The 24,089-nt window shown below is 61.0% G+C and carries 19 protein-coding genes and 2 pseudogenes; 8 read left to right on the forward strand and 13 right to left on the reverse strand.

What is annotated here, in order from left to right:
- Window positions 1-15 precede the first annotated feature (15 nt).
- The 5 genes from ACSQ9A_RS31645 to ACSQ9A_RS31665 form a co-directional block, all read right to left on the reverse strand.
- A complete protein-coding gene (locus ACSQ9A_RS31645; protein ID WP_436306813.1) occupies window positions 16-1,494 on the reverse strand; it encodes an aldehyde dehydrogenase in 1,479 nt (492 codons plus the stop codon).
- Window positions 1,495-1,804: 310 nt separating this feature from the next.
- On the reverse strand, window positions 1,805-2,746 hold the full coding sequence (locus ACSQ9A_RS31650) for a LysR family transcriptional regulator (protein WP_436306814.1): 942 nt from the start codon (window positions 2,744-2,746) through the stop codon (window positions 1,805-1,807).
- 170 nt (window positions 2,747-2,916) lie between these two features.
- A complete protein-coding gene (locus ACSQ9A_RS31655) occupies window positions 2,917-3,759 on the reverse strand; it encodes an ABC transporter ATP-binding protein (protein WP_436306815.1) in 843 nt (280 codons plus the stop codon).
- 11 nt (window positions 3,760-3,770) lie between these two features.
- Window positions 3,771-4,622 (reverse strand): nitrate ABC transporter permease, encoded by an 852-nt coding sequence (gene ntrB / locus ACSQ9A_RS31660; RefSeq protein ID WP_436306816.1) that lies wholly within the window; start codon window positions 4,620-4,622, stop codon window positions 3,771-3,773.
- A gap of 2 nt (window positions 4,623-4,624) precedes the next feature.
- Window positions 4,625-5,980, reverse strand: coding sequence for a CmpA/NrtA family ABC transporter substrate-binding protein (locus tag ACSQ9A_RS31665; protein WP_436306817.1), 1,356 nt, complete (start codon window positions 5,978-5,980; stop codon window positions 4,625-4,627).
- A 221-nt stretch (window positions 5,981-6,201) separates the two neighbouring features.
- Here ACSQ9A_RS31665 and ACSQ9A_RS31670 point away from each other — a divergent pair, with 221 nt between their 5' ends.
- Complete coding sequence (locus ACSQ9A_RS31670; protein WP_436306818.1) at window positions 6,202-7,242, forward strand: carbon-nitrogen hydrolase family protein; 1,041 nt, start codon at window positions 6,202-6,204, stop codon at window positions 7,240-7,242.
- A gap of 4 nt (window positions 7,243-7,246) precedes the next feature.
- A complete protein-coding gene (locus ACSQ9A_RS31675) occupies window positions 7,247-8,299 on the forward strand; it encodes a molybdopterin-dependent oxidoreductase (RefSeq protein WP_436306819.1) in 1,053 nt (350 codons plus the stop codon).
- 127 nt (window positions 8,300-8,426) lie between these two features.
- Here the strand turns inward: ACSQ9A_RS31675 and ACSQ9A_RS31680 are convergent, their stop codons facing one another.
- The 6 genes from ACSQ9A_RS31680 to ACSQ9A_RS31705 form a co-directional block, all read right to left on the reverse strand.
- Window positions 8,427-9,860: a M20 family metallopeptidase gene (locus ACSQ9A_RS31680; protein ID WP_436306820.1), complete on the reverse strand. Its 1,434-nt coding sequence runs from the start codon at window positions 9,858-9,860 to the stop codon at window positions 8,427-8,429.
- A 13-nt stretch (window positions 9,861-9,873) separates the two neighbouring features.
- Complete coding sequence (locus ACSQ9A_RS31685) at window positions 9,874-10,992, reverse strand: ABC transporter ATP-binding protein (RefSeq protein WP_436306821.1); 1,119 nt, start codon at window positions 10,990-10,992, stop codon at window positions 9,874-9,876.
- Complete coding sequence (locus ACSQ9A_RS31690; RefSeq protein ID WP_436306822.1) at window positions 10,989-12,137, reverse strand: M24 family metallopeptidase; 1,149 nt, start codon at window positions 12,135-12,137, stop codon at window positions 10,989-10,991. The genes ACSQ9A_RS31685 and ACSQ9A_RS31690 overlap by 4 nt, the downstream gene beginning before the upstream one ends.
- Window positions 12,138-12,139: 2 nt before the next feature.
- Window positions 12,140-13,894, reverse strand: coding sequence for an ABC transporter permease subunit (locus ACSQ9A_RS31695; protein WP_436306823.1), 1,755 nt, complete (start codon window positions 13,892-13,894; stop codon window positions 12,140-12,142).
- A gap of 125 nt (window positions 13,895-14,019) precedes the next feature.
- A complete protein-coding gene (locus tag ACSQ9A_RS31700) occupies window positions 14,020-15,132 on the reverse strand; it encodes an ABC transporter substrate-binding protein (RefSeq protein WP_436306824.1) in 1,113 nt (370 codons plus the stop codon).
- A 245-nt stretch (window positions 15,133-15,377) separates the two neighbouring features.
- Window positions 15,378-15,845, reverse strand: a complete 468-nt coding sequence (locus ACSQ9A_RS31705; protein ID WP_436306825.1) for an Lrp/AsnC family transcriptional regulator — start codon at window positions 15,843-15,845, stop codon at window positions 15,378-15,380.
- A 199-nt stretch (window positions 15,846-16,044) separates the two neighbouring features.
- On the opposite strand from ACSQ9A_RS31705, the gene ACSQ9A_RS31710 reads away from it, so the two are divergent.
- The gene (locus ACSQ9A_RS31710) at window positions 16,045-17,274 is read left to right on the forward strand and encodes a diaminopropionate ammonia-lyase (protein WP_436306826.1); all 1,230 of its coding nucleotides are present in this window, start codon (window positions 16,045-16,047) and stop codon (window positions 17,272-17,274) included.
- A 51-nt stretch (window positions 17,275-17,325) separates the two neighbouring features.
- On the opposite strand, the gene ACSQ9A_RS31715 is transcribed toward ACSQ9A_RS31710, so the two are convergent.
- On the reverse strand, window positions 17,326-18,804 hold the full coding sequence (locus tag ACSQ9A_RS31715; RefSeq protein ID WP_436306827.1) for a PLP-dependent aminotransferase family protein: 1,479 nt from the start codon (window positions 18,802-18,804) through the stop codon (window positions 17,326-17,328).
- An 85-nt stretch (window positions 18,805-18,889) separates the two neighbouring features.
- Between ACSQ9A_RS31715 and ACSQ9A_RS31720 the strand changes: the two genes are divergently transcribed.
- The 4 genes and pseudogenes from ACSQ9A_RS31720 to ACSQ9A_RS31735 form a co-directional block, all read left to right on the forward strand.
- On the forward strand, window positions 18,890-19,522 hold the full coding sequence (locus tag ACSQ9A_RS31720) for an FMN-binding negative transcriptional regulator (RefSeq protein WP_436306828.1): 633 nt from the start codon (window positions 18,890-18,892) through the stop codon (window positions 19,520-19,522).
- Window positions 19,523-19,537: 15 nt separating this feature from the next.
- Entirely contained in the window at window positions 19,538-19,882 is a 345-nt protein-coding gene (locus ACSQ9A_RS31725; protein ID WP_436306829.1) for an antibiotic biosynthesis monooxygenase family protein, read from the forward strand.
- Between the two features lie 71 nt (window positions 19,883-19,953).
- Window positions 19,954-20,049: pseudogene (locus ACSQ9A_RS31730) on the forward strand (SMR family transporter); the annotation flags it as partial.
- 46 nt (window positions 20,050-20,095) lie between these two features.
- Window positions 20,096-20,697: pseudogene (locus tag ACSQ9A_RS31735) on the forward strand (maleylacetate reductase); the annotation flags it as partial.
- A gap of 252 nt (window positions 20,698-20,949) precedes the next feature.
- Here the strand turns inward: ACSQ9A_RS31735 and ACSQ9A_RS31740 are convergent.
- A complete protein-coding gene (locus ACSQ9A_RS31740; protein WP_436306830.1) occupies window positions 20,950-21,591 on the reverse strand; it encodes a TetR/AcrR family transcriptional regulator in 642 nt (213 codons plus the stop codon).
- A 1,196-nt stretch (window positions 21,592-22,787) separates the two neighbouring features.
- On the opposite strand from ACSQ9A_RS31740, the gene ACSQ9A_RS31745 reads away from it, so the two are divergent.
- Window positions 22,788-24,059, forward strand: coding sequence for a branched-chain amino acid ABC transporter substrate-binding protein (locus ACSQ9A_RS31745; RefSeq protein WP_436306831.1), 1,272 nt, complete (start codon window positions 22,788-22,790; stop codon window positions 24,057-24,059).
- Window positions 24,060-24,089 lie beyond the last annotated feature (30 nt).

The following is a 24,089-nucleotide window of genomic DNA, read 5'->3' on the forward strand; positions in this document are numbered from 1 at the left end:
CGCCGGGGTTGGGGGTCAGCCGAGCACGAATGCGTTGGTGCGTGACGGTTGCGTGGTGATCCAGACGCTCTTGCTTTGCAGGTATTCCTTGATCGCGTCGACGCCGCCCTCACGCCCGATGCCGCTGCGCTTGTAGCCTCCGAAGGGCGTGGTGAAACTGGTGGCGCGGTAGTTGTTGACCCACACCGTGCCTGCCTTCAACCGATCCGACATGTGGAACGCGCGATGCAGGCTCTGCGTCCATACGCCGGCGGCGAGACCAAACTGCGTGTCGTTGGCGATGCGCAGCGCATCGACCTCGTCGTCGAAAGGAATCACCGAGAGCACGGGGCCGAAGACTTCTTCCTGCGCAATGCGCATGTCGTTGGTGACGTCGGTAAAGATGGTGGGCGCCACGAATTGGCCTTGTCCGTAGCCTTCGCCGGTGAGCGCATGGCCGCCGAGCATGCACTTGGCACCGCCAGCCTTTGCGATCTCGATGTAGCCCAGGATCTTCTGGAATTGGGCTGCTGTAGCGATGGGCCCGACCTGGGTTTCCATCTTCGCCGGGTCGCCCACGATGGCTTTGCTTGCGACGTCGATGAGCATCGCGACGAAGCGGTCGTGGATGCCGCGCTGTACCAGCAGCCGCGAGCCGGCCATGCAGGTCTGCCCGGCCGCACCGAAGATGCCAGCCACCGCGCCCATCACGGCCTGATCAAGGTCCGCGTCGTCAAACACGATGTTGGCGGACTTGCCTCCGAGTTCGAGCGTGACTTTCTTGAATTCCCGGGCGGCAATCTCGTTGATCTTCTGGCCGGCAACGTCGCCGCCAGTGAAGGCCACCTTGGCCACCAGAGGGTGGCTCACGAGCGGCTCCCCAACTTCAGCGCCGAAGCCGGTAATGACGTTGAAGACCCCCGGCGGGAAGCCCGCCAACTTCACCAAGGCAGCCAGTTCCAACAACGAACTCGACGTGTACTCCGAAGGCTTGATCACCATGGTGTTGCCTGCTGCAAGCGCCGGGGCGATCTTCCATACCGTCAGGGCGAGCGGAGAGTTCCACGGTGTGATCGCCGCGACCACACCCAGGGGTTCGTGCTTGACGTAGTTGAAGACGCCGGTCTTGTTGATCGGCACCACCGCGCCATGGACCTTGTCTGCCAAGCCTGCGTAATAGTGAAACCATTGCGCAACGTTCTGGACTTGCCCGCTGACCTCGGCGATGAGCTTGCCGTTGTCGCGCTGCTCGGTCTCTGCCAGAACCTCGACGTTCTGGCTCACCAGGTCAGCAAGCTCGCGCAGCAAGGCGCCACGCTGCGTTGCCGTCAGATCGCGCCAAGCAGGTGCTTCAAGCGCGTCATGCGCGGCGCGCACCGCGAGGTCGACATCTGCCACCCCTCCCCTCGGAACCTCGGCCCATGCTTTGCCAGAGTAGGGCTCGGTCGATTCGAACCAGACACCGGAGGCCGGGTCGATCCATTCGTTGTTGATGAACAGCTGGTATCGCTTCATGCGCCTGTCTCTCGTGTGTCGATGGCCGAAAGTCTAGGACAATTCTAAAATACATGCAATCATTCTGTGCGGTAGAACGCCAGAACCGTGACAGCCGTGGCTGCGCGCAACCTAGGCGTTGTCATTGATCGTCTTGTTCTCGAAGGAAAACGCTGGGCTCACGCTGGCGCAACTTGCCAGGCACGAGGATCAGCCTGACGCTGCCGCCGGAGCCGTCGTCGGGGATCTGCCTTGGCGCCACCGCAGCGTTGGTTGATGACATCCACGCAAGCGAAGAACGGTCTTGCTAGCGAGCCTCGAACTCACCCCACTAGCCGCGCGGATCAACGTCCGGGGGGCCGTTGAGCCATTCTTGCTTCGACTCGAACAGCCGCCGAAGATACTCGGTGACGGCTCGGATCCGGGCCGAGTATTGGAGGTCATGGTGCACGCTCACCCAGAGCGTTCGCATCACCCTCGCCGTGTCGGCAAGCACCGGCACGAGCGTGTCCTCTTTCACGACGGAGAACTTGGGAAGCAGCACCAGTCCCAGCCCAGACGCCGCGGCGGTCATCTGCGCCAGCATGCTGTTGGACTGAAAGCTCATGTGAGGTCTTGTGATCAGTTCATCGAGCCAGCGTACAGCGTCGAGTTGGATCAGGTCGTCCAGATATCCCACGAACCGATGCTTTGGGAGGTCGGCCAGACTCGCGGGTGTTCGGTAGTTCTCGAGATAACTCCGCGAGGCATACAGATACAGCGCGAACGAGCCCGCTGTCTCGCATGCCAATCCCTGGCCGATCGGTTTGAAAAAGCTGACGAAGATATCGGCTTCCCTGCGGCTCACATTGACGATCGAAGAGGAAGTCACCAGTTCCACCCGCAGCTTGGGGTACTTGCACAGCAGCGATTCGAGGTGGCGAGCGACGAAGGTGGTGCCGATCCCCTCCATCATGGCCACACGCACGCTGCCCGAAGGCTCCCTGTCGGTTCCGCCGAGCTCCTCCTGAAGCGACAAGACCGCCCGCTCCATGTTCTCGGCCTGGAGCGCGAGGAGATGCGCCAGCTCGGTAGGCTTGAGTCCGGCGCGGTGACGTTCGAAGAGCGGGCCGCCCAGGCACAGCTCCAACTGCGACAGCCGTCGGCTGACCGTGGAATGATCGATATGAAGCTGCCTGGCCGCCTGGGACAGGCTGCCGGTGCGGTTGATATGCAGAAACAGGCGCACATCGTCCCAATCGAGGTTGGCGAGGGGTACCTTTTTGGTCGTCATGCGCCCTTCTCGTGCATCGTCGTGTGCAATCTTGCTCCTTTGGCCGGTCGGCCAGTGGTTACTAGATAGCATTTCACATGGAGATGCGCAATACAAGGGAACGCGCGGCCACGCGTGGCGGCTTCTTAGTCCGAGCGCAGCAACTCGGAATGAAAGATCCCGGGGTGAACTCAGCCTGTAGGCTGCTCGACGTGCGCCTGGCGTCGGTACAGGAAGTCCATCAGTGCGCGCCTGCACTCCGCATAGGTGGGGTCGGTTGCCAGGCTGACGCGGTCGCGCGGGCGTTCGATCGGGACGTCCAGGATCTCCCCGATGCGTGCCGCCGGACCGTTGGTCATCATGACGATGCGGTCCGCAAGGAGCACTGCTTCGTCCACGTCGTGCGTGACCATGACGACGGTGCTTTCGGTTTTCTCGACGATGCCGAGCAGCTCGTCCTGCAACTTGGCGCGCGTGAGCGCGTCGAGCGCGCCGAAAGGCTCGTCCATCAGCAGGACCTGAGGTTCCATGGACAGCGCTCTGGCGATGCCGACGCGCTGCTTCATGCCGCCGGAGATTTCACTAGGCTTCTTGTGCGCGGCATGAGCCAGGCCGACCATCGCAAGCGCCGCTTCGGTGCGGTGATCGACCGCGGAAGCGGACTCGGCACGAAACACGCTGCACACGGCCATGCGCACGTTGTCGAAGCAGCTGAGCCACGGCAAGAGAGAATGGTTCTGGAATACCATCGCCCGCCGAGGTCCCGGCCCACGGATGACCTCCCCGTCGCACGAGACGGTTCCTGCGGTCGGGGATGCCAGGCCGGCGAGAAGATTGAGCAGCGTGGATTTGCCGCAACCGGAATGGCCGATCAGGGCAACGAACTCGCCTCTGTGGATCTCGAGGTTGATCTCGCTGAGCGCGGAAAATTCGCCTTTGGGGGTGCTGAAGGTCTGCCGCACATTGCAAACGCGCAGAAACCCGGGCGTGGTGGTCGAGACAGTCGAGACAGTTGAGAAAGTTGGCCGCAACATCGTCTGACCTCTCATTCACGGAAGCTCAACTGCTTCATCAATGCGCCGAGCGCCTGGTCGAGCACCAGACCGACAATGCCAATCATGACGATGGCGACGATGATGCTGGAGATCTGCAAGTTGTTCCATTCGTTCCAGACGAAGAAGCCGATGCCGCTCTGGCCCACCACCATTTCCGCCGCCACGATCACCAGCCAGGCGATACCGATCGAGATGCGCATTCCCGTCAAAATCATGGGAACTGCTGCCGGAAAGACGATCTTGCGCGCGCGCTCCAGTGGTGTGAGTCCGATGACGCGACCGACATTGGTCCAGTCCTGACGCACGCTCGCGGTGCTGTAGAGGGTGTTGAGCAGGATGGGCCAGATCGAGCAGATAAAGATGATGAAGATCGCCGAGGCGCCGCTGTCCTTCAGCGTGTAGAGCGCGAGTGGCATCCAGGCCATGGGCGAGACAGGCCGCAGCAGCTGGATAAAAGGATTCAGCGCCTGGCCCAGCCATGGAACCAACCCCAGCAAGAATCCCAAGGGAACGCCGACCAGCACGGCCAGCGCGTAGCCGCTGAACACGCGCCTGAGCGAATCGAGCAAGTGCCAGGCAATGCCCAAGTCGTTCTCGCCGTTGCGGCGGAATGGGTCCGCGAACAGTTCGCCAGCGCGCTTGAACACGTCTATCGGCGTCGGAATGGCCGAGCGCTCCACGGATGCACCGGGGCTCTTGCCCATCAGCCTGTCGTAGTCCGAAATCTCCGCCGGCGCACTGCCGCCCCCGCTGGAGGCGAGAACATGCCAGACCGCCAGAAGCAGCAAGCCGATCGCCAGGGTAGTCAGCCAGGAGCGTGAGGTCGAGATCGAGCTCTGCATGATCACGCCCTGCCCAGCGACTTCAGATATTCGACGGGGCGGTCGGAGTCGAAGCTCTTGCCCAGAATGGTTTCCTTGCGGAATCCGATCTCGGGTGCCCTGCCGCCGCGCTCCTCGATGAGGCGCTTTGCATCGGTGGCCAGCATCACCTGGCGGGCGAGACCCTTGTAGTCCAGGTCTTCCTTGATCATGTTCCATCTGCGCATCTGCGTCAGAAGCCAGACCGCGCTGGAATAGTGGGGGAAAGGCTGAAAGTCGATGCGGCGCGGCAGGGTCTTCACGTTGCCGAGTCCATCGGCATACCTGCCGGTGAGGACCTGGTCCACGACCGTTTCCGGTTGGTTGAGATACTGGGGCTGGGCAAGGATCTTGGCCATCCCCGTGCGATTGGCAGGCTCGGACACATGCAGGCTCGCTGCGATGAGCGCGCGGTAGGCGGCCATGAAGCTGTTCGGATGTGCCTTGATCCAGGCCTCGGTTGCTGTGACCGAGCAGCAAGGATGCTCCGGCCAAATCTCGCTCGAGACCAAGTGAATGAAGCCCGCACCTTCGTACACGGCCCGTTGGCCGCCCGGCTCGCCGCCGAAAAAGCCGTCGATGTTGCCCACCCGAAGATTGGAAACATACTCGGACGGAGGAACGACGCGGTAGGACACGTCCCGCTCCGGGTCCAGCCCTGCCGATGCGAGGTAGTGGCGGAGTTGGAGCATCTGATGGGATTGCTCGAACGGCACGGCGAACCTGAAACCCTTCCAGTTCTTCGGGTCACGGTTGTCCTTGTGCTTCATCGCAAGGACCAGCGAATTGCCGTTCTGGTTGAGCACCGTCATCACACGGACGGGGATGGGAGCCCCGCCAATGCCGGCCGACATGGCCAGCGCAACGGGCATCACCTGCTGGGAGATGTCCAATTCGCCGTTGACCATCTTGTCGCGAATCAGCGCGATTCCGGCGATTTTCTGGAGGCTGAGTTCCAGGCCCTCGCGCGGGAAAAGTCCGAGTTGCTCCGCATAGATCAGCGGCGTCGCGCAGGTGATGGGCAGGAAGCCGACAGCGAGCCGCTTTTTCTCCGGCACGCCCTTGCTGCGCTCCTGCGCGACGGCGGCAAGCTGGGTCAGGGGCGTGAGTGCTGTGAGCGCGGCCAGCGCCCCTGCCCTCCCCAGCGTCTTGACGAAGGCTCGCCGCAGGCCGCGCTCGGGAAAGAGGCCGTGCAGCATGCCCTGGGCCATCGCGCCGGCCAACGCATCGCCGGCATTCGCGGGCTTCTCCGCGAGGCACTCCTCATCGTCACCATGGGTGCTGCCGCATGCGCAGGGGCCGGTGCGGGAAAGCCGAACGTACTCGTGTGATGGGTCCATAGTCCCTCCAGGCTGGGTTGAACGGAGCAGGTCCGTGACATGGTGATGGTGAGCATGTTTTGTGCAAATGGCCGCCGGGAAATTCGCAAGCCTCTGTGCGCAGATCCTGCATCGACAGTGGAGCCTGCAAAAATGCACCTCTCGTTGCGCTTTTGTGAGTATCTGCCCAGCCACACTGGCAACTATCCTGTGCGCCTCTGCAACGCATAGCGAGACCTGACATGAGTTCATTGCCCCGGGTGAAAGTTGCCGCCGCCCACGCAGCGCCGGTGCTGCTCGACAAGACCGCCACGACCGAGAAGGCGGTTTCGATCATCAAGGAGGCAGCCCTCAATGGCGCACAGGTGATTGCGTTCCCAGAAACCTATATTCCGGCATTCCCCGTGTGGGCGGCACTGTGGGCGCCGATCTACAACCACGATCTGTTCGAGGCAATGGTCGAGAACAGCGTCTACCTGCCGGGGCCCGAGGTGGCCTTGATTGCTGCGGCCGCCAAGCGCTTCGGGGTGTGCGTGTCGATGGGCATCAGCGAACGCAGCACCGCCAGCGCCGGCTGCATCTGGAACTCGAACATCCTGATCGGCGAGACGGGCGAGTTGCTCAACCACCATCGCAAGCTGGTGCCGACCTTCTACGAGAAGCTGGTCTGGGCGGCCGGAGACGGACAGGGGCTTCGCGTCGCCGAGACCCGCTTCGGGCGCATCGGCGGCTTGATCTGCGGCGAGAACACCAACCCGCTCGCGCGCTTTTCGCTCATGGCGCAGGCAGAGCAGATTCATATCTCCAGCTGGCCGCCGATGTGGCCCACGCGCAAGCCGTCGGGCGGTGGAAACTTCGACAACGTTGCGGCAAACCGCATTCGGGCGTCCGCTCATTCATTCGAAGCCAAGGCGTTCGGTATCATCTGCGCGAGCTTCATGGACAAGGCCATGCGCGACTTCCTGGTGGATCGCGATCCGGCCGTGGCAGAAGTGGTCGACGGCACTCCGCGCGGCGCGTCGATGTTCGTGGACCCGACCGGCACGCAAGTCGGCGACACGCTCCAGAATGAGGAGGGGATCGCCTATGCCGAGTTCGATTTGAACAAGTGCATCGAGCCGAAGCAGTTCCATGACGTGGTGGGCTACTACAACCGATTTGACGTTTTCTCGCTGGGTGTCGAACGCCGCCGCCACGAGCCGGTCGTTTGGTCGGGGCAGTCCGATCCGCAGTTTCCGCGGCTGCTCGACGATGAGATGACCGTTGGGATTCCGGATGAATAGCTCCATGTTTCTGCCACCACTTCCCGAGGGGGAGGAGCGTCGATCAGTCGTCCTTAGCCGGTCTCCCGGATTCCATCTGAAGCCGCCACCCATCCCTGCGGGGCTGCGCGACTTCATCACATCCGATGCGCAGCTCTTCGAGACCATCCACATGGGTTCCGTCGAAGTCGACGCCAAGCGCTGGCGACTGCAAGTGGACGGGCTCGTTCGCAGGCCTTTCTCGATCGATCTGGACGGTCTGAGGCGACTGCCTTCAGTCTCCGTCACCGCCTTCCACGAGTGCTTTGGCAGCCCCCTGGTACCGGCCAGCGCCAATCTCTGGCGCGTGGGCAACGTCCGATGGACGGGTGTGCCGCTGGCTGTGCTGCTCGAGCACGCGCAGCTCGAGACCGGCGCCACCCATGTCTGGTCGGACGGCCTCGACAGCGGGGAGTTCGGCGGCCGCAGGATGAATCGGTATCGCAAGGATTTGCCGATCTCGAAGGCTCTTTCGCACGAGGTGCTCGTCGCTTACGAGTTGAATGGCGCACCCCTGACGCGCGAGCGGGGCGGGCCGGTCCGGCTCATCGTGCCTGGTTGGTTTGGCACCAACATGACCAAGTGGCTGTGCCGGCTGTCGGTTCGGGGCCGGCGTGCGAACGCCCCCTTCACTACCGTCTGGTACAACCGCGACAAGGAGCACGGGGGCGAAGTCGTTCAAGAGCCGGTGTGGGCAGTCGAGCCCAATTCGCTGATCACCCATCCCGCGCCCGACGACACCATCTCCACGGATGAGGTGGAAGTCAAGGGCTGGGCCTGGAGCGACAACGGCATCAGTGGCGTGGCTCTCAGCACCGATGGCGCGGCAACGTGGCAATCGGCCGAGGTCCGGCCCCGTCACGAATTCGAATGGCAGCAGTTCGCAGCGACGCTTCCGCTGCCGCGAAGGCCCGGCCCAGTGAGCATCATCGCGAAGGCCCGTGACACCGATGGATCTATTCAGCCATTGAGCGGGGCACGAAACGCGGCCCATTCGGTCCAGATTCAGCGGCTTCTATCGGGCTCTAAATCAGAGTGACGATGGCTTCCTTCGCCGGGGCTGCGATCGTGAACGTATAAGGTCCTCATGTTCTGCCGCGACCCGATGGGGCCTAAGGTAGAACTGTTTGCAGCAAACCCGGCTCAAAGCCAGCGGACACTAGAACCTAGGCGGCAGATCGGCATTTGCGCGTTGCGGCTACGTCGGCGCCATCGTCTCCGAGATCCCACCAAATTCCGGCCATCACGGCCAGGGCCTCACGCGCCACCGAGCCCAAGAGGTGTTCGTTCGGCGCGTGCTGCGAGCACGCCGCATGGGAATGGGGAACCCATACCGTGGGCAGGCCAAGGGTTTCAGCGAAGATCGCATTGGGAACGGTGCCGCCGATATTCGGCAGCAGTGCAGGCTTCTTCCCCGTACTCGCTTCGATCGAGCGAAGTGTCCATTCGACCCAGGGATCCTTCAGATCCAGGCGAGTTGCGGTTCCGGCGGGCTGCACCGTGACTTTCACGGATGCAATCCCCTTGGCGGCAAGGTGCTCTTCGAGGTGCCGGTGCGCGTCTTCCCAGTCCGTGCCGACGACGTACCTCAATTGGCAGTGCGCCCGTGCCGTTGGTGGGATCGCACCGACGGGTGCGTCAGGGTTGCCCGCCTTGAACGCGATCACCTCCAACGCGTTCCATGCCCAGACCCTTTCGGCAGGGGTCAACCCGGGCTCGCCCCAAGATGGATCTACCGCGGGGGCATGCTCGTCGCTTCCGAGCGCGAGATCCGAAATTGCGGCGCGTACTGCGGGAGAGAGGGGCGGAGGAAGGAGCCCTTTCACAAGAATGCGGCCATCCTTGTCGATGAGCGTCGCAATCGCATGCGACAGAACGACGGCGGGGTTGCGTAGCGCGCCTCCCCAATTGCCGGAGTGATGAGCGCCGTCCCGAAGATCGACCTCGAGCTGGAAGTTGAGCTCACCGCGCGAGCCGAGAAAAATGGTCGGCCTGTCCGCGGCAACGCGGGGCCCGTCGGATGCAAGGAAGAGATCCCCCGCCAGAAAGTCCTTCTCGGCTGCGCAAAGGGCACCGAGCCCGGGTGAGTCGATCTCCTCGCCGGTTTCGAATATCAGCTTGATGTTGTAGCCGATCCGTCCGTTTCGGGCCGCGACCACCGATTCAAGCGCGGCGATGTTGATCGAATGCTGCCCCTTGTTGTCGGCGGTGCCGCGTCCATACCAGCGATCTCCTTCGACGACCACGTTCCAAGGCTCGAGACCCTTTCGCCATTGGTCGTCATAGCCACGGACAACGTCTCCGTGCGCATATGTGACGATTGTCGGCAGGCCCTCCCCCTCAATCCGTTCTGCCAGAAGCACTGGAGCGTCTACGCCCGCCGGGTTGATGACGATGCGGGATGTGAAGCCAAGGCGACCGAGAGTCGGTGCGATCTCGTCCCGCAGGTACGCATGAAGTTGCGGAGCGCTGCTTTCGATCTGGCTTTCGGTGCGGTACGAGACACGGCGAGTCAAGTCGGCCAGGAATCGGCCCGAGTCGAACGCTTCTAGCGCCGCTGAAATCGCCGATTCTCGAGTGGAGTGGTTGGAATGGTGCATATCAGGTCAGCCCCTATTCGATCGGATAGACCATCGCGTGCGTCGTGTCGAGATCGACTTCAACGCGCTGTCCCGCATGAAACAACCGCCTGTCAGGTGTCATCTGCGAGCGAGAGAGAAGCCGAGCGTCGCCGACCTCGACGAGCACCACCTGGGTCGTCCCGGCGTACGCGGATTCAATAACGCGAGCAGGACCATCCTCCGACAGTCGCAGTTGCACGTTCTCCGGGCGAACTGCAAGGCGGCCAGAGGTTGAACGAGTGAGGACCCGTTCAACGGGTATCGACCTGCGAATTCGAAGCGAGGCGATTTCTGCGTTGATTTCCTTTCCAGCCGGCGACAACACTACGGGCAGGAAGCTGGTTTCCCCAATGAAATCCGCCACGAACGCGCTCGCGGGGCTCTCATAGAGGTCGCGAGGTGATCCAAATTGCTGTAAGCGGCCGCCTTCCAGAACCGCGACTCGGTCTGCCATCGACAGCGCTTCTTCCTGGTCGTGGGTCACGAAGATGATCGTGCTCCCGATCTGCCTGTGGATTTGCTTGATCTCCAGTTGCAACTGCTGGCGCAGCTTGCGATCCAGCGCTCCCAAGGGCTCGTCCATGAGCAAGAGCGGTGGCTTGAATACAAGAGCACGCGCGAGAGCGACCCGCTGCTGCTGACCGCCGGACAGTTGGGCTGGCAGCCTGTTCCTCATCCCTCCGAGCGCGACCAGGTCCAGTGCCTTGGCCACCTCTGCCTGGACCTCCGTGCCCTTGACTCCACGACGAAAGAGCGGGTACGCCACATTCTCAGCAACCGTCATGTGTGGAAACAGGGCATAGCGCTGGAAGACCACCCCGAAGCCGCGCTTGTATGCAGGCTGGTCGTTGACGCGTACACCTTCCACCAGGAGGTCGCCCGAGCTCGGTGTTTCGAAGCCCGCGATCATCATGAGCAGAGTCGACTTGCCGGAACCACTGGGCCCCAAAAGCGCGACGAACTCTCCCGGTTCGACAGCGAGTGAGACGTTGTCGAGCGCCTTGAACGCTCCATAGGACTTCGAGACATTCGAAACGCTGACTCCAGCCTTTCGTCTCCCCACGGGGGTCTCGGACACGTCGCGAACCGATTCCATGCGGCTGATCATCATGCTTTCACCCCAGTTTCGAAAATCTTGCGAGGCGTGCGAGTCAATCGCTCGGCGCCGGATTCTGTCACCAGGACCGTGTCGCTGATGGCCAGGCCGCGGGCGGAGGTGTACATGTGGAACACCATGCCCTCCTCGAGACGCCAAGTGGCAGTCGGTACGAAAGATCTGTATAGGTCGCTGACGCGCTGGGACGACGGTGCCGAAAAGCCCAAGGTGTAGCCCGTGATGTTTTCATAGTCGGGCCTCAGGCCCGCCGACAGCACGCCCTGACGCACGATGGCGTCAACGTCCGCGGCCACCGCGCCAGGGCGCATTGCCTTGAACTGCTCATCTTGAAGTGCGCAGAGAGTCGCGAACGTTGCCTTCTGGTCTTCAGTAGCCCGCCCCACGGCCACGGAGCGCATGATCCGCACCGAATAGCCCTTGAGTTTCGGCAGAAGCTCGATGTGAACCAGCGCACCATCTCCCATTGGCTCGTCATTCATCGAGCTGTGCAGGCAATCCCAGTCGGAACCAGCCGTCACGTAGCCAACGAAACCATCGTCGAAACCAAGCCGGTAGTACTCGGCAGCGGCAACGGCTGCAACGTCTCGCTGCGAGGCGCCTGGTCGAATGGCGTCGGTCACTTTCAAGACTGCTCGGTCCAGCAAGCTCGCAGCCACCCGAAGGTGTTCAACTTCCTCCTTCGACTTGCATCGGCGCGCGTCCCAGACCGCCCGTTCCAGGTCGCAGAAACTCGATTCAGGAAGGGCGCGCTCGAGAAGGTCTTGTCGTTGACGGGTGAAGGAGTGGGACTGGAAGTCGACACCGATTCGCCCGTGTGCCCCCCGTGCCCTCAGCGCCGCGGCTAGAACCGAAACCGGCTCCTCCCAGTCCGAAAAGGCAACAATGTCTTTCAGCCAGCTCTTCGCACGTGCAGGCACCATGTCGAGTTTTCGGATCAGGAGAAAAGGGTCACCGACCACCGGGACGAGGCACGCGCGCCACAGATTTTCTTGTACGGCGTAGCCGGAGACCCAGCCCATGGTCTCGGGCTCGTCAAGGATCGCCCAGTCAAGATGACGAGCGCGCATCACGTCTTGCACCATGCAGAGGCGACGCCGGTACTCCTCGACGGAGAAGGCAAAGGGTCCAATGCTGCTCATGTTCAGATATCCTTCAAGTGCGAGCGATGTTGAAGAGCCGCTGACGCAAACATCCGGACCGCGACAAGCGCCGCCAGACTCGCCAGAAAGAGTACAGCTACAACGGCAATCTGCGGGCTGATTTCCAGGCGGATGTCGTCCCACATGCGGATCGGCAAGGGCGTTGAGGATGGACCGCTCACAAACAGACCGTAGACAACGTCGTCGAATCCCGTGATGAACGCGAACACGAGCGCGCTGGCCAGCGAAGGAAGCAGCAGCGGGAGCGTCACGGTACGCAACGCTGTGAGCGGATGTCCGCCGAGGCTGATCGCTGCCTGTTCCAGGCTCCGATCGAACTTCTTGAGGCCTGCGATCAGGATGACAACCACGTACGGTGTTGCGATGATGGTGTATGCAAGCACAAATGCGGTCGCTGTGCCAATGAGTGGGGTCTTTGCGAAGCTGAAGAAGAAGGCCACCGCCATGACCACATGGGGAACGATCATCGGAGAAATCAGAAGAAGATAGAGGGGAACCCGACCAACGAACCGGAAGCGTACGAGCGCAAACGCGATGGGTACACCGATCGTGATGGCCAGAATGGAGGCTAGAAGCGCCGTACGGGCGCTGAACGAAAGCGCGCTCAACCATTGCGAGTTGCTGAAGAACTTGGTGAACCAGCGCAGCGAGTAACCGGGCGGGGGAAAGCTCAAGTAGGCGGCGTCGCTGAACGCAAGCGGGATCACCACCACAAACGGAAGGACAAGCAGGGCGAGCGTGAATGCGGACAGCAGTACGAGAAGCGGTGAACGAACCGAGGAAATCACCTCAAGCGCGCGTTGAAGCGCCTTTCTAATAGGTTCAGGAATACGCGGAGTCGCGGAAAGATCTCGAACCTTCTTCTCAGATTGGCTCGACTGGGATTCGTCCTCCAGCTCTGTCGCAACTTTGGTGCGGAAGATCACGAAGACCGTTGCAACCATGGCGAGCAAGACTGTCGCCTGAGCGGCAGCAGCTTCGAACTCACCAAGGGTAAGGACTCGGATGGTGATGCCCTGAGCAATCATGTAGTCGTTCGGACCACCAAGAAGTGCGGGCGTGATGTAAAAGCCGAGGCAGGAGAGAAACACGAGGGTGCAGCCGCTGACAATACCGGGCGTGGAACTGGGGAGCGTGATCCGCAGGAAGGCATCTGCGGGCGAACTTCCCAAGCTTTGCGCAGCGACGCTTAGTTTTCGGTCGAAACGAGCGAGTGCGGCATACAGCGGAAACACCATCAGTGGCAGTTGCACTTGAATCATTCCGATATACACGCCGATCTTGTTGAAGACCAGGCGCAGCGGTTCCGAAACGATCCCCAGGTACAGCAGCAGCTGGTTGATCAGGCCCGCCGGACTTAGCAGGACGGTCCAGGCGTATGTCCGGATCAAGATGCTGGTCAGGTACGGGAGAGTGACCAGCACCAACAGGAGGCTTGCCAGCCACGGGGGGCATCGAGAGATCGAGTACGCGAGCGGATAGGCCAAGATCAGGCAGGCCAGCGTCACGACGACCGCAAGCAGTAGAGTCTGGAATAGGACCCAGGCAAAAACTCCTGAGCTGGCAATTTCCTGGTAGTGCAGCAGCGACCAAGTGCTCTCGTTGCGGAAGCTCTTGAGTACCAGTTGGGCTACCGGGAAGAGATATCCCGCCGCGAATATCGCCAATGCCGGCACGACCAAGAGCAAAATCAATGGCACTCGGCTCCTGCGTGCGCTCTTCCAACCAAGCTTCATGAGATGTTCCGATGACTTCCAAGGCGTGCCTAACCAACGATCGGGTATGACGGGGCACGCGCCTGCATGTGCCGTGCGGCGTCAAGATCCGACGAAGGAACGATTCAATTCGCTAGATGCGCCTTTCAGCGCGCACCGACCAGCCACCGCTCCCATTCCGCCACCGCGGTGAGATTGTTGGGGCGACCGTTCTTGCCCAGCGCGTTCCAGAAGGCGTAGTCCTGAACAATCTGCTGCTTTTTGAATTCGGCATACGTCGGCAGCATCTTTGCGCGTTCCGCAGGAATGAAGTCGTAGGCGCGTGAATTCGGCGGCGCGTACAGAATGTGCTTGGAGAAGTTCGCCTGCACTTCTGCGCGCGACATGAAAGCGAGCAACTTGTTAGCGTTGTCAACGTTCTTGGAGCCCTTGAGAACCACCCAGCTGTCGTATTGCAGGACGCCTTGGTTCCAGGTGAAGCCGATTTTCTGGCTCTTTTCGTTTGCAGCGTAGATCCGCCCATTCCATCCGCTGCCGGCGGTCACCTGTTTGTCGATCAACAGCTGGGGGCCCTCGGCACCGCTGTTCCACCATTTGACAATCTCAGGCTTGATGCGGGAAAGGCTCTTGAATGCGCGATCCCAATCAATCGGATAGATCTTTGCGGGGTCCACGCCGTCCGCCAGAAGAGCCGCCTCGAAGACAGCGCCGTCCGGCCCGCGTGTACCCGTGCACAGTGTGCGACCACCCGGGAACTTTTTCGTGTCCCACACATCGGCCCAGGAAGAGATCGAGTTGCTACCGAACTTCGCGGGATCGTAGGCGATCAGCAGTGAATAGATGATGTGCGGGACGGTGAACTTCCCTGTCGGAACAGGGTTGAAAGCGTCCAGATCGGCCTTGCTGAAGTATCCGTAGTCGATCGGAACCAGCAGGTTCTCGCGCTCGAAGGCCGTGGTATTTCCGCCCGTCAAGATGGTTACGTCGTATCGCGGGGAGCCAGCCAACGCGCTTGCGCGAACAGCACCCAGATCAGTACGCGGCTGCGCAATGACCTTGATCCCAGTCTCCTTCTCGAAGGGATCGAAAAGCGCCACTCGCTTGGCCTCTCCCCACGACCCGCCGCCGTCGTACACGACGACCTCGCCGGTGCCCTTGAGACTCTGGGCCAGTGCCGGTACTGCGAGGAATGACGGCGCAATGACTGCGCCGCCGACTCCTGCGACACCTTTCAGAACTTGGCGGCGATTGATGCTCATGAGCTTGCTCCTTTAAATGGTCAGTCTGCTGAACTGTGTAGGCCCGGTGTGATGAAGTAGGTTTCACGCCCATCGCCGCCATCGGTGAGGAGAATTCTGGCGCGCGCAGAGCGAGGAAAACACCGATCCCCCCTGTGGTTCCGCAGAGTTGACGCGTTGTGGGACGTTTTTTTGCACGTATGGTGCTTTGGCACCGTCCTGGAGCGGCATGCCCGCTTTAGAAGCGGCTCAGTGCCCTATTCCAGTCACTTCTCAGCAAGTGGAACGCTCAGTGTGACCTTGACACGCTGCATGGCGACATAGGTCTTGAACCCCTTGACATTCCCCGAGCTGAAAAAGAGGTCGCGGGTGAGTTGCTCGTACTCCGTCATGTCCTTGACGACCATCACGAGCACGAAGTCGAAGTCCCCCGTAACGTAATAGACCTGCTGTACCTGCGGACAGGCGGCAAAGCGTGTCTTCACCTCGTCGAGCAGATCAAGTCTCTCGCTCTCGAGCTTTACCTCAACGAGGATCGTGATGGGGTGACCCACGGACGACGGGTCGACTACGCACACGGTACCGGCGATCACCCCCGAGGATTCGAGAGCTGTGATCCGACGATTGACCGCGGACGGAGACAGATTGACAGCCTCCGACAGTTCGCGCTGCGAAATCTTGCTGTCCCTCTGGAGCAGACCCAAGATCTTCACGTCGTAGTTATCGAGTTGCATGCCGTCCATTATCCGCCCTTGGTGGTCAAGGCGAGGAGCGCTCGCGTACGCAACAGCCTTTCATTCTTTCCCATGGATCTGGTTCGTTCTCCTGTTTTTGCAGTCGAGATCGCGCCAAGCGACACAAGAAGCGGTCCTAGGATTCATGGACTCCAGGCGTTTGAGCCAGCGGAGCGCAAACAACCAACGGAATCGAAGCATGCTGATTGCCAATGAACGCGCCACGCGCAGCGCGTATCCCAGTGAACTCCAGTCGGTGATGTCCATCGTCAAGGCCGAGGAGAGCCGCGACTGGATATCGTCCTGGGATAGTTTGAATCCTGGCCCTACTCCGCTGTACGAGCTCAGTGACCTGGCTCGCAGCCTGGGAATCGGGAAGCTTTATCTGAAGGATGAGTCTTGCCGGTCCGATCTCGGGAGTTTTAAGGCGCTTGGAGCGCCGATTGCTCTGGCTCGGCTGATTCTTCGCTTGTGGCCTGATCGCAACCTGGATCCCAAAGTGCTTTTCAAAGGCGGCTACAGGTCGTTGTTGGAAGCCTTTACAGTGATCAGCGCGACAGATGGCAATCACGGAAAAGGCCTTGCGGCGGCAGCAAAGAGCATGGGCTGCCGTTGTGTGATCGTTCTCCATGCGAATGTGAGCGAAGAGCGAGAGCAGGCGATCGCCAAATTTGGCGCCACGGTGTTACGTGTCCAGGGGAACTACGACGCTTCTGTCGAGGAAGCCGCTCACCTCGCCAGGGCCAACGATTGGCATGTCGTTTCAGACACTTCATACGACGGCTACGAGGAGGTCCCGCGGGATGTCATGCAAGGGTACGGAACTGTCGCTGCTGAAATTGTGGAAGCGTTCGGTAGCGACGAAGCAGTGCCGTTCACCCATGTCTTTCTGCAAGGCGGCGTTGGCGGCCTCGCGGCAGGAATCCTGAGCTACTTTTGGGAATGCTATGGGGAGCGTCGCCCCACGGTGGTGATCGTCGAACCGGCACAGGCGGACTGTCTTTTTCAAAGTGCATTGCGCGGCGTTGCGTCCAAGGCAACGGGCTCGGTCGACTCCGTGATGGCGGGCTTGGCCTGCGGCGAAACATCTCCACTTGCATGGAGGTTTCTTGTGTCCGGAGCTGACTACTTCATGACCATCAGTGATGACGACGCGATTTCTGCGATGCGGGTCCTGGCGACCGGCAATGAATTGGATCTCCCTGTCGTCTCTGGCGAATCAGGTGCGGCTGGCCTCGCAGGCCTCCTCAAACTAGGAAAGCACGCGGAACAAGCCGCCAGGGTCGGCCTGGGGCCCGATGCGCGCGTGCTGCTGATCAGTACCGAAGGTGCCACTGCCCCTGCCGCCTATCAGACGCTGGTTGGACAGTCTGAAGCGCAAGTGCTGGCACGCCAAAGAAGTAGCGTGAGACTCAGCCAGAGCACCTGATCAAGTACCGCATCCAGTTCGGCGGAGGCGCACTTCAGCGCTCGGCTTCGCTCACCGCTCGGCGAGCACCGCAGCCAACACGCGCATCCCCTGATCGATCTCCTCGACCGTCAGGCTGGCATATCCCAGGATCAGTCCGGCCGGCCGGGGTTGCATGCGTGACGGCGGCTTGGCGAACAGGGGCGACACCGGATAGACACCCACGCCCTTGCTGCGGGCAGCAGCCGAAAGCGCGGGCTCGTCCTGCGGGCGCAGGAACGGCAGCCAGAGCACCACATGCAGCCCGGCCGCCGCGCCAATGACCGTGGCGCTCGCAGGCAGGTGGCGCGCAATGGCGTCGAGCAGTGCCGCCCGACGGCGCTCGTGCGCGCGGCGCGTGCGCCGCACGTGGCGCTCGTAGGCGCCGCTGTCGATCAGCGACGCCAGCACACGCTGCTCCAGCACGGGCGCATGGCGGTCAGCCAGCCGCTTGGCCTGTCGGAATACTGGCACCAGGTCAGAAGGCAGCACCAGGTAGCCCAGCCGAAGCTGCGGCGACAGCGCCTTGGAGAAGGTGCCGATGTAGATCACGCGGCCGTCGGTATCGATCGACTGCAGCGCGTCGATCGGTCGCTGGCCGTAGCGAAACTCTCCGTCGTAGTCGTCCTCGACGACCCAAGCGCGGTGCGTTCGCGCCCAACGGAGCAGTTCCAGGCGCCGGCCGATGGGCAGCACACCCCCCAGCGGAAACTGATGCGACGGTGTCACGTAGGCCAGGCGGGTGCGGTCATCCTTTGGCAGCCTGGCCGTGTCCAGGCCCAGGGCGTCTACAGGGACCGCCAAGGCCTCGGCGCCCGCGGCCTCAAAACACCGGCGCGCCATCAGGTACCCAGGTTCCTCGAAGACGAAGGCGTCGCCGGGATTCAACAGCAGCCGCGCGCACAGGTCGATGGCCTGCTGTGAGCCGTGCACCATGAGGATCTGCTCGGCATCGCAGGCCAGGCCCCGCGCGCGCCGGAGGTACCCCTGCAGGGAACGGCGGAGCGACGCGTCACCTTCGGGCGCGACGTAGTAGAGCCGGCGTTGATGACGCAGCAGTTCGGCCTGGTAGGCACGCCGCCAGGCCAGCGCCGGAAAGTCGCGAGAAGCCACCGCTCCGTAGAGGAAGTCGATGCGACAAGGTTCCGCAGGAGCAAGCCCGGGCATGTCGATCGCGGCCACGCGACAGCCGAAGGCCGAGAGAGTCGGTGCAGTCCTGCCGCGCTGCTTCGGCTTCGTATCGGGACGTTCGGGCGCAGCCAGCGGACTTGCGACACGGGCAACCCGCCCGGCCGACGTGACAAGGAAGCCCTCGGCCGCGAGCTGCTCGTAGGCGGCGGTGACGGTGGTACGCGACACCCCCAGATCAGCCGCCAGGGCACGCGTTGACGGTACCTGCGCGCCCGCGGCGAGCGTCCCGTCGGCGATCTGGGAACGCAGCAGGTCGTAGATGGAGCGCCCGGCCCTGTCGGCACCAGAACTTGGGCTTAGCGGCGTATGAAACTGGTCCATGCCAAAGGAGTAAAACTGGACCTTCCCATTGTGCCGGTTCCGCGCGACAGTAACAGCTGCCCACACCAGTCCCCACCCTCCCCCGATGTACATCCCCACGCACTTCGCCGAAACAAGACCCGAGGAACTGAACCGTATCATCCGCGAGCATCCGCTGGGCGCTCTGGTCACCCAAGGGACCGCGGGCCTGGACGCCGATCACCTCCCTTTCGAGTTCGATCCTGAAATCGGAACGCATGGCTTGCTGTCGGCGCATCTCGCTCGCGCCAACCCGCTGTGGCAGCGCTGCCCCACCGGGACTCCGGTGATGGTCATCTTCGGCGGTGCCCAGGCCTACATCTCGCCCAGCTGGTACCCGTCCAAGCACGAGGCGCACCGCCAGGTGCCGACCTGGAACTACGAGGTGGTGCACGCGCACGGCGTGCTCACCGTGCATGACGACGAGCGCTTTGCGCGCCGCATCATCGCGCGCCTGACGCGGCGCCACGAGGCGGCCGAGCCGAAGCCCTGGAAGATGGGCGACTCCGCACCCGAGTACATCGACAGCATGGTGCGCAACATCGTGGGCATCGAGATTGCCGTCACCTCGCTGGTGGGCAAGTCCAAGCTCAGCCAGAACAAGGAAGCGCGTGACCGCCTCAATGCCGCAGAAATGTTGAAGGCGCGCGGACGCGAGGAACTGGCGGGATTGATGCGCCATGCCAGCGGAACGAGTTAAGGCCGACACAAACCCATGTACACATCCACCTTCACTTTCGCAAAGGGCGAGTTCGACGACGAGTTCCATGCCTTGGACAACGTCATTGCACAGCTTGCCAAGTCCATCCCAGGCTACCTTGGCGAGGAGAGCTGGGAGAACCCTGCAACAGGGCTCGTCTCCAACGTGTACTACTGGAAGACGATGGAGGCGCTCCAGGACCTCATCGGGCACCCCGCACACATCGCTGCAAAGAAGCGCCAGGCGCTTTGGCTCAAGGGCTACCAGGTGGTCATTGCACAGGTTGTCCGCTGCTATGGTGATGGCGGCATTCCGCACCCGCTCGCTGGCGAAACGCGATCAGTACCTTGTGTCCGCTGAAATTCGGCGGTCTTATGAACAACGATAGAGTCGATCGGATGCGGCGTCTGGATCGCCGAACGGAGAATCGTATGGCCTGGATGCTTCTGCTTGTCGCCGGTCTTCTTGAAGTAGGCTGGGCCATCGGCTTGAAGTACACAGATGGATTCACCAAGTTGTGGCCAAGCAGCAGCGGCCCATTGTTCGACGACTCGACTCTGCCTTCTATCCGGCCTGCCCGTGGCCATTAGTATCACGAGTGGCATGAACGCGATTGCGCACGCGGCGGAGGGTCTGTACGCGCGCGACGGCAACCCGGTGATGAGCCTGATGGCCGAGGAAGGCATCCGCGCAATGGTCAGCGCACGCCGGTCATCCGCCAGCGCAGCGGCGATCTCGATGCGCGCGGGGATGCGCTGTATGGCGCGTGGCTTTGCGGAACGGTGCTGGGCGACGTGGGCATGGCGCTGCACCACAAGCTGTGCCACACCCTGAGCGGCAGCTTCAACCTGCCGCATGCCGAGGTGCACACGGTGGTGCTGCCTCACGCCCTCGCCTTCAACGCGCCAGCGGCGCCCGCGGCCACGTCCCGCATCGAGCGCGCGGTGGGAATCGGCACCGGGGTGCGAGGCAGCGCCGCGGCGGCCCTGTTCGACCTGGCGCGAGACAACGGGGCACCGGTGGCGCTCCGGGACATCGGCATGAAGAAGAATGACCTTGACCGTGCCACAGATCTCGTTGTGAGCAACCCGTACTGGAACCCGCGAGAGGCCGGCGTAGCTCAGCGAGGCGAGATCAGGGGACTCCTGCAAAAGGCCTTCGAGGGCACCCGGCCTGAGGAGGCCGGTTATCTGCGACCGAGATCAACTGGTATCGGTACACCGGCCACGGCATTGAAGAAAAACAGTGTTGATCAAACCGGGCAGGTCACTAATTGGAGTCGGCTGTTTTCTTTCCTTGGCGGAAGGGAGTTAGAAGGATCCGAAATGCCGCACCGAACGAGTCGCACCCGGCATTGGTACGCCTTGGCAAGGCAGCTAACTTATTGATAGTAGACGATCTGGCGCAAACTTCTCGACCGTCTTTAATCAAGAGTTCGCCGGAACATTGTTCGGTTTTTCACTGGCAATGGCGCGAACTAGCCGAAGTAATGAGGGCTGCAGAATACGTGTTTCGAAATCGCGACGCGGTATCGCGAGCTGCGCCATGATGAGTCCGTTAACACAATTCAACACAAAGGCATAATCCAAATCTGGATCACTGGACCCAAGTTTCAGAAAGCTATCCCGCATCAGACTGGCATGTATCTTTCCCCATTTCACCAGCACGCTACCCAACTCTAAGTCGCGCGACCCCGCGAGCGTAAGTTCGGTGATCGCCATGCCCATCGCATGATCATTGACCATGTACTTGATGTTGTGCTCCGCAAGAACGGTGGCGAACCGATCGGCGTCGTCCGCGCACTTCCCAAGCTTAGGCGTGACGAGGGTGATGTTGTTTGCAATTCGACGGCAAACATCTTCAGCGAGTGCGCACATTAGGGCGCTTCGGGAGCCGAAGTAATAGTTGATCGCTCCATGACTTGCATTGGCTTCGACTGAAACCGCTCGCAAGGTTACAGCATGATGCCCGTCGCGAACTAGTACGCGAAGCGCCGCTGCGATCAAGTTTTTGTGACGCTGACTTCCACGCGCGCTTAGTGGCAAATCTGGTTCAGCAAAGGCGCTCACGGAAGGCTCTTAAAAGTCATTTGGACATCAGCTTAGCAGAAGAGGACGTTCGATCATCGGGCCTCAAGTGGGAGATTTAGGTTCAAGCAGACCGTCTCTAAGAGATTGAAATGCGTCCGGTTTTGTCGAGGCTCAACACTCTCAAAGGATAGGGGCCATGAGGGGATCGAACAAGTGACTCCCGTGGTCCTGAACGCGCGATGAGGATGGTCCAGCGGGTGCCCGTTGTTGTGGGATCAGATGGAATCGCTTGCACCGCAGCGGCGTGCAGGCTCATCCGCCGAGTGTGACGCTCTACTGTGAACAAATCTGGCATGCATTCGAGCTTCTCGCCCACGTCTCCGGATGCGCTTGAGTTCGGAGCCGCACTTGCATCAGCATCTCGCTGTCGGCTTGCGTAAGCTGGGCTCGCCTGAGCACGATTTCGTGCCGCGCTAGGTGATCTGGGTCAGCAATCCCTGCGCCAGTCGGCGCAGTTCGGCCTCGCCGAGTCCCTGGAGTTGTTCGCTGCTGAGCATGGGCGCCAGCTTGCCGAACTCCGCGGCACGCGGCCTATTGGCAAACGTCCCAATTGCTGCTTGGCCACTTGACGCTCACGCCATGTTGATGTGACCCTGCCTCCATCGCCCAAGCGCTGCCGCAGTGCCCGAGCACAAATGCATTGAGCTGTTCACGCGACAGGCCATCTGTGTCGCAGGGCCATGTTCGCCCAGCGGAAGCAGCCTTGACTCCGCTGGCGCCTGCATAGCCAGACCATCTTGCACAAGGACCATGCGGTTGCCTAGCCAGTTGGCGAAGAGCCAGGCGCGATGGGGCCCTCGCCGTGTCAGTGACAGCGTGCAGGTTCGGCCTCGCGAGCCACACAGCACCAAAAGATCAACGCTGCACGATGAGATGGAGAGTTCAGGCACCGGGCTCTCACCAGCCTTGCGCGCTGACGGCGTCGCGGCACTCCAGCCCCCAGTGCACTAGGCCGTCAGTTGGCCTTGAGCCACCGTGATTCCGGCCACTGAAGCTTCGGATTCGCGCCCAGAACTGTTGGCCTTCAGGGTTGCATCAGGGGTCGCGTCGTGAATCACTTGGAGCTCTCCCTTAGATCACCTGCGCGACTGCTCTCGGGTAAGTACTAGTTCCGCCCGACCCCGCGGCAGTTAGATTACCCAGACTGCAACTTATCCACTTGGAGTACTTTTCTGATGGCACCAACAACCTTCACGCGGAGGCACTTCGCCCGCATCGCGACTTGGGCAGTGGCTGGGTTAGGTCTTTCAAGACAAGCGCTCGCGCAAAACCAGAAGCCTGTGCTGAAAGGCCAGGTGGTGAAAATTGCAGTGATCGAACCCTTGTCCGGGATGATGGGTTCCGTAGGCACAAACCTGCTGAGGACCTATCAGTTCCTAGCAGAACAATTCAGCAAATCTAACGCAGCCGGCCTGCAATTTGAAATCGTTGCGTTCGATAACAAGCTGAGTCTGTCTGAAACTGTCTCAGCACTTCAGAGCGCACTAGATCAGGGTATTCGGTTTGTTGCGCAAGGCACTGGTTCAGCGCCGGCGCTGGCGCTTATCGACGCGATCGAAAAGCACAACCAGCGCAACCCAGGACGGGAAGTCCTTTACCTAAACCACGCTGCCACCGATCCGGAGCTGACTGGCAGCCGATGCAGCTACTGGCACTTCCGCTTTGAGGCTGACACAGCGATGAAGATGGAGGCATTGACAAGCTTTATAAAAGACCAGCCTATGGTCAAGAAAGTATATTTAGTCAATCAGAATTATTCCTCGGGCATCCAAATCGCAGAAGCCGCGAAACTCCGCCTGCGGGAGAAGAGGCCGGATATCGCAATTGTTGGCGACGATCGCCATCCACTCGCACAGACACGTGATTTCGCACCTTACATGGCAAAAGTCCGCGCTTCTGGAGCGGATACGATCGTTACAGGGAACTGGGGGACAGACCTTTCGCTGCTTGTGAAGGCCGCAGAAGAAAGCGGTTGGAAAGGCGCTATCTACACCTACTACGCGGCGGTTGCCGGCACCCCCACAGCACTCCGCGGGATTGCCGACAATCGAGTGTTTCAAGTCGCCTTCAGTCATTACAACATGGGCGGTCAAATGAACGTCTGGATGAATGAATTTCGTAAGCGGTTCAACGACGATTTCTATACGCACAGTATTGCCTTAGTCTTCGAACTGTTAAGTAGGTCAATTCAACAGGTGCAATCTGTAGATGTGGTCCGGGTGGCAGCGCAGATGGAAGGAGCGAAATTTCGCGGCTTTAATGGCGTGGTCGAAATGAGAAAATCGGATCACCAACTTCAGCAGCCGTTTTTTGTAACTGTATGGACGAGCGTGAGCGCTCAATTCCCATACAGTGCCGAAGGAACTGGTAAAACATTCGCGCCTGTGCGCGAGTTCGCTGCTGAAGAAATTGCAAGACCCTCAACCTGTCGAATGGCACGCCCCTGAACAGAGTTTCCCTCGGAAAAAAATTTCTCC

It is taken from the genome of Variovorax sp. LjRoot290 (assembly GCF_964253985.1).
Lineage (GTDB): Bacteria > Pseudomonadota > Gammaproteobacteria > Burkholderiales > Burkholderiaceae_C > Variovorax.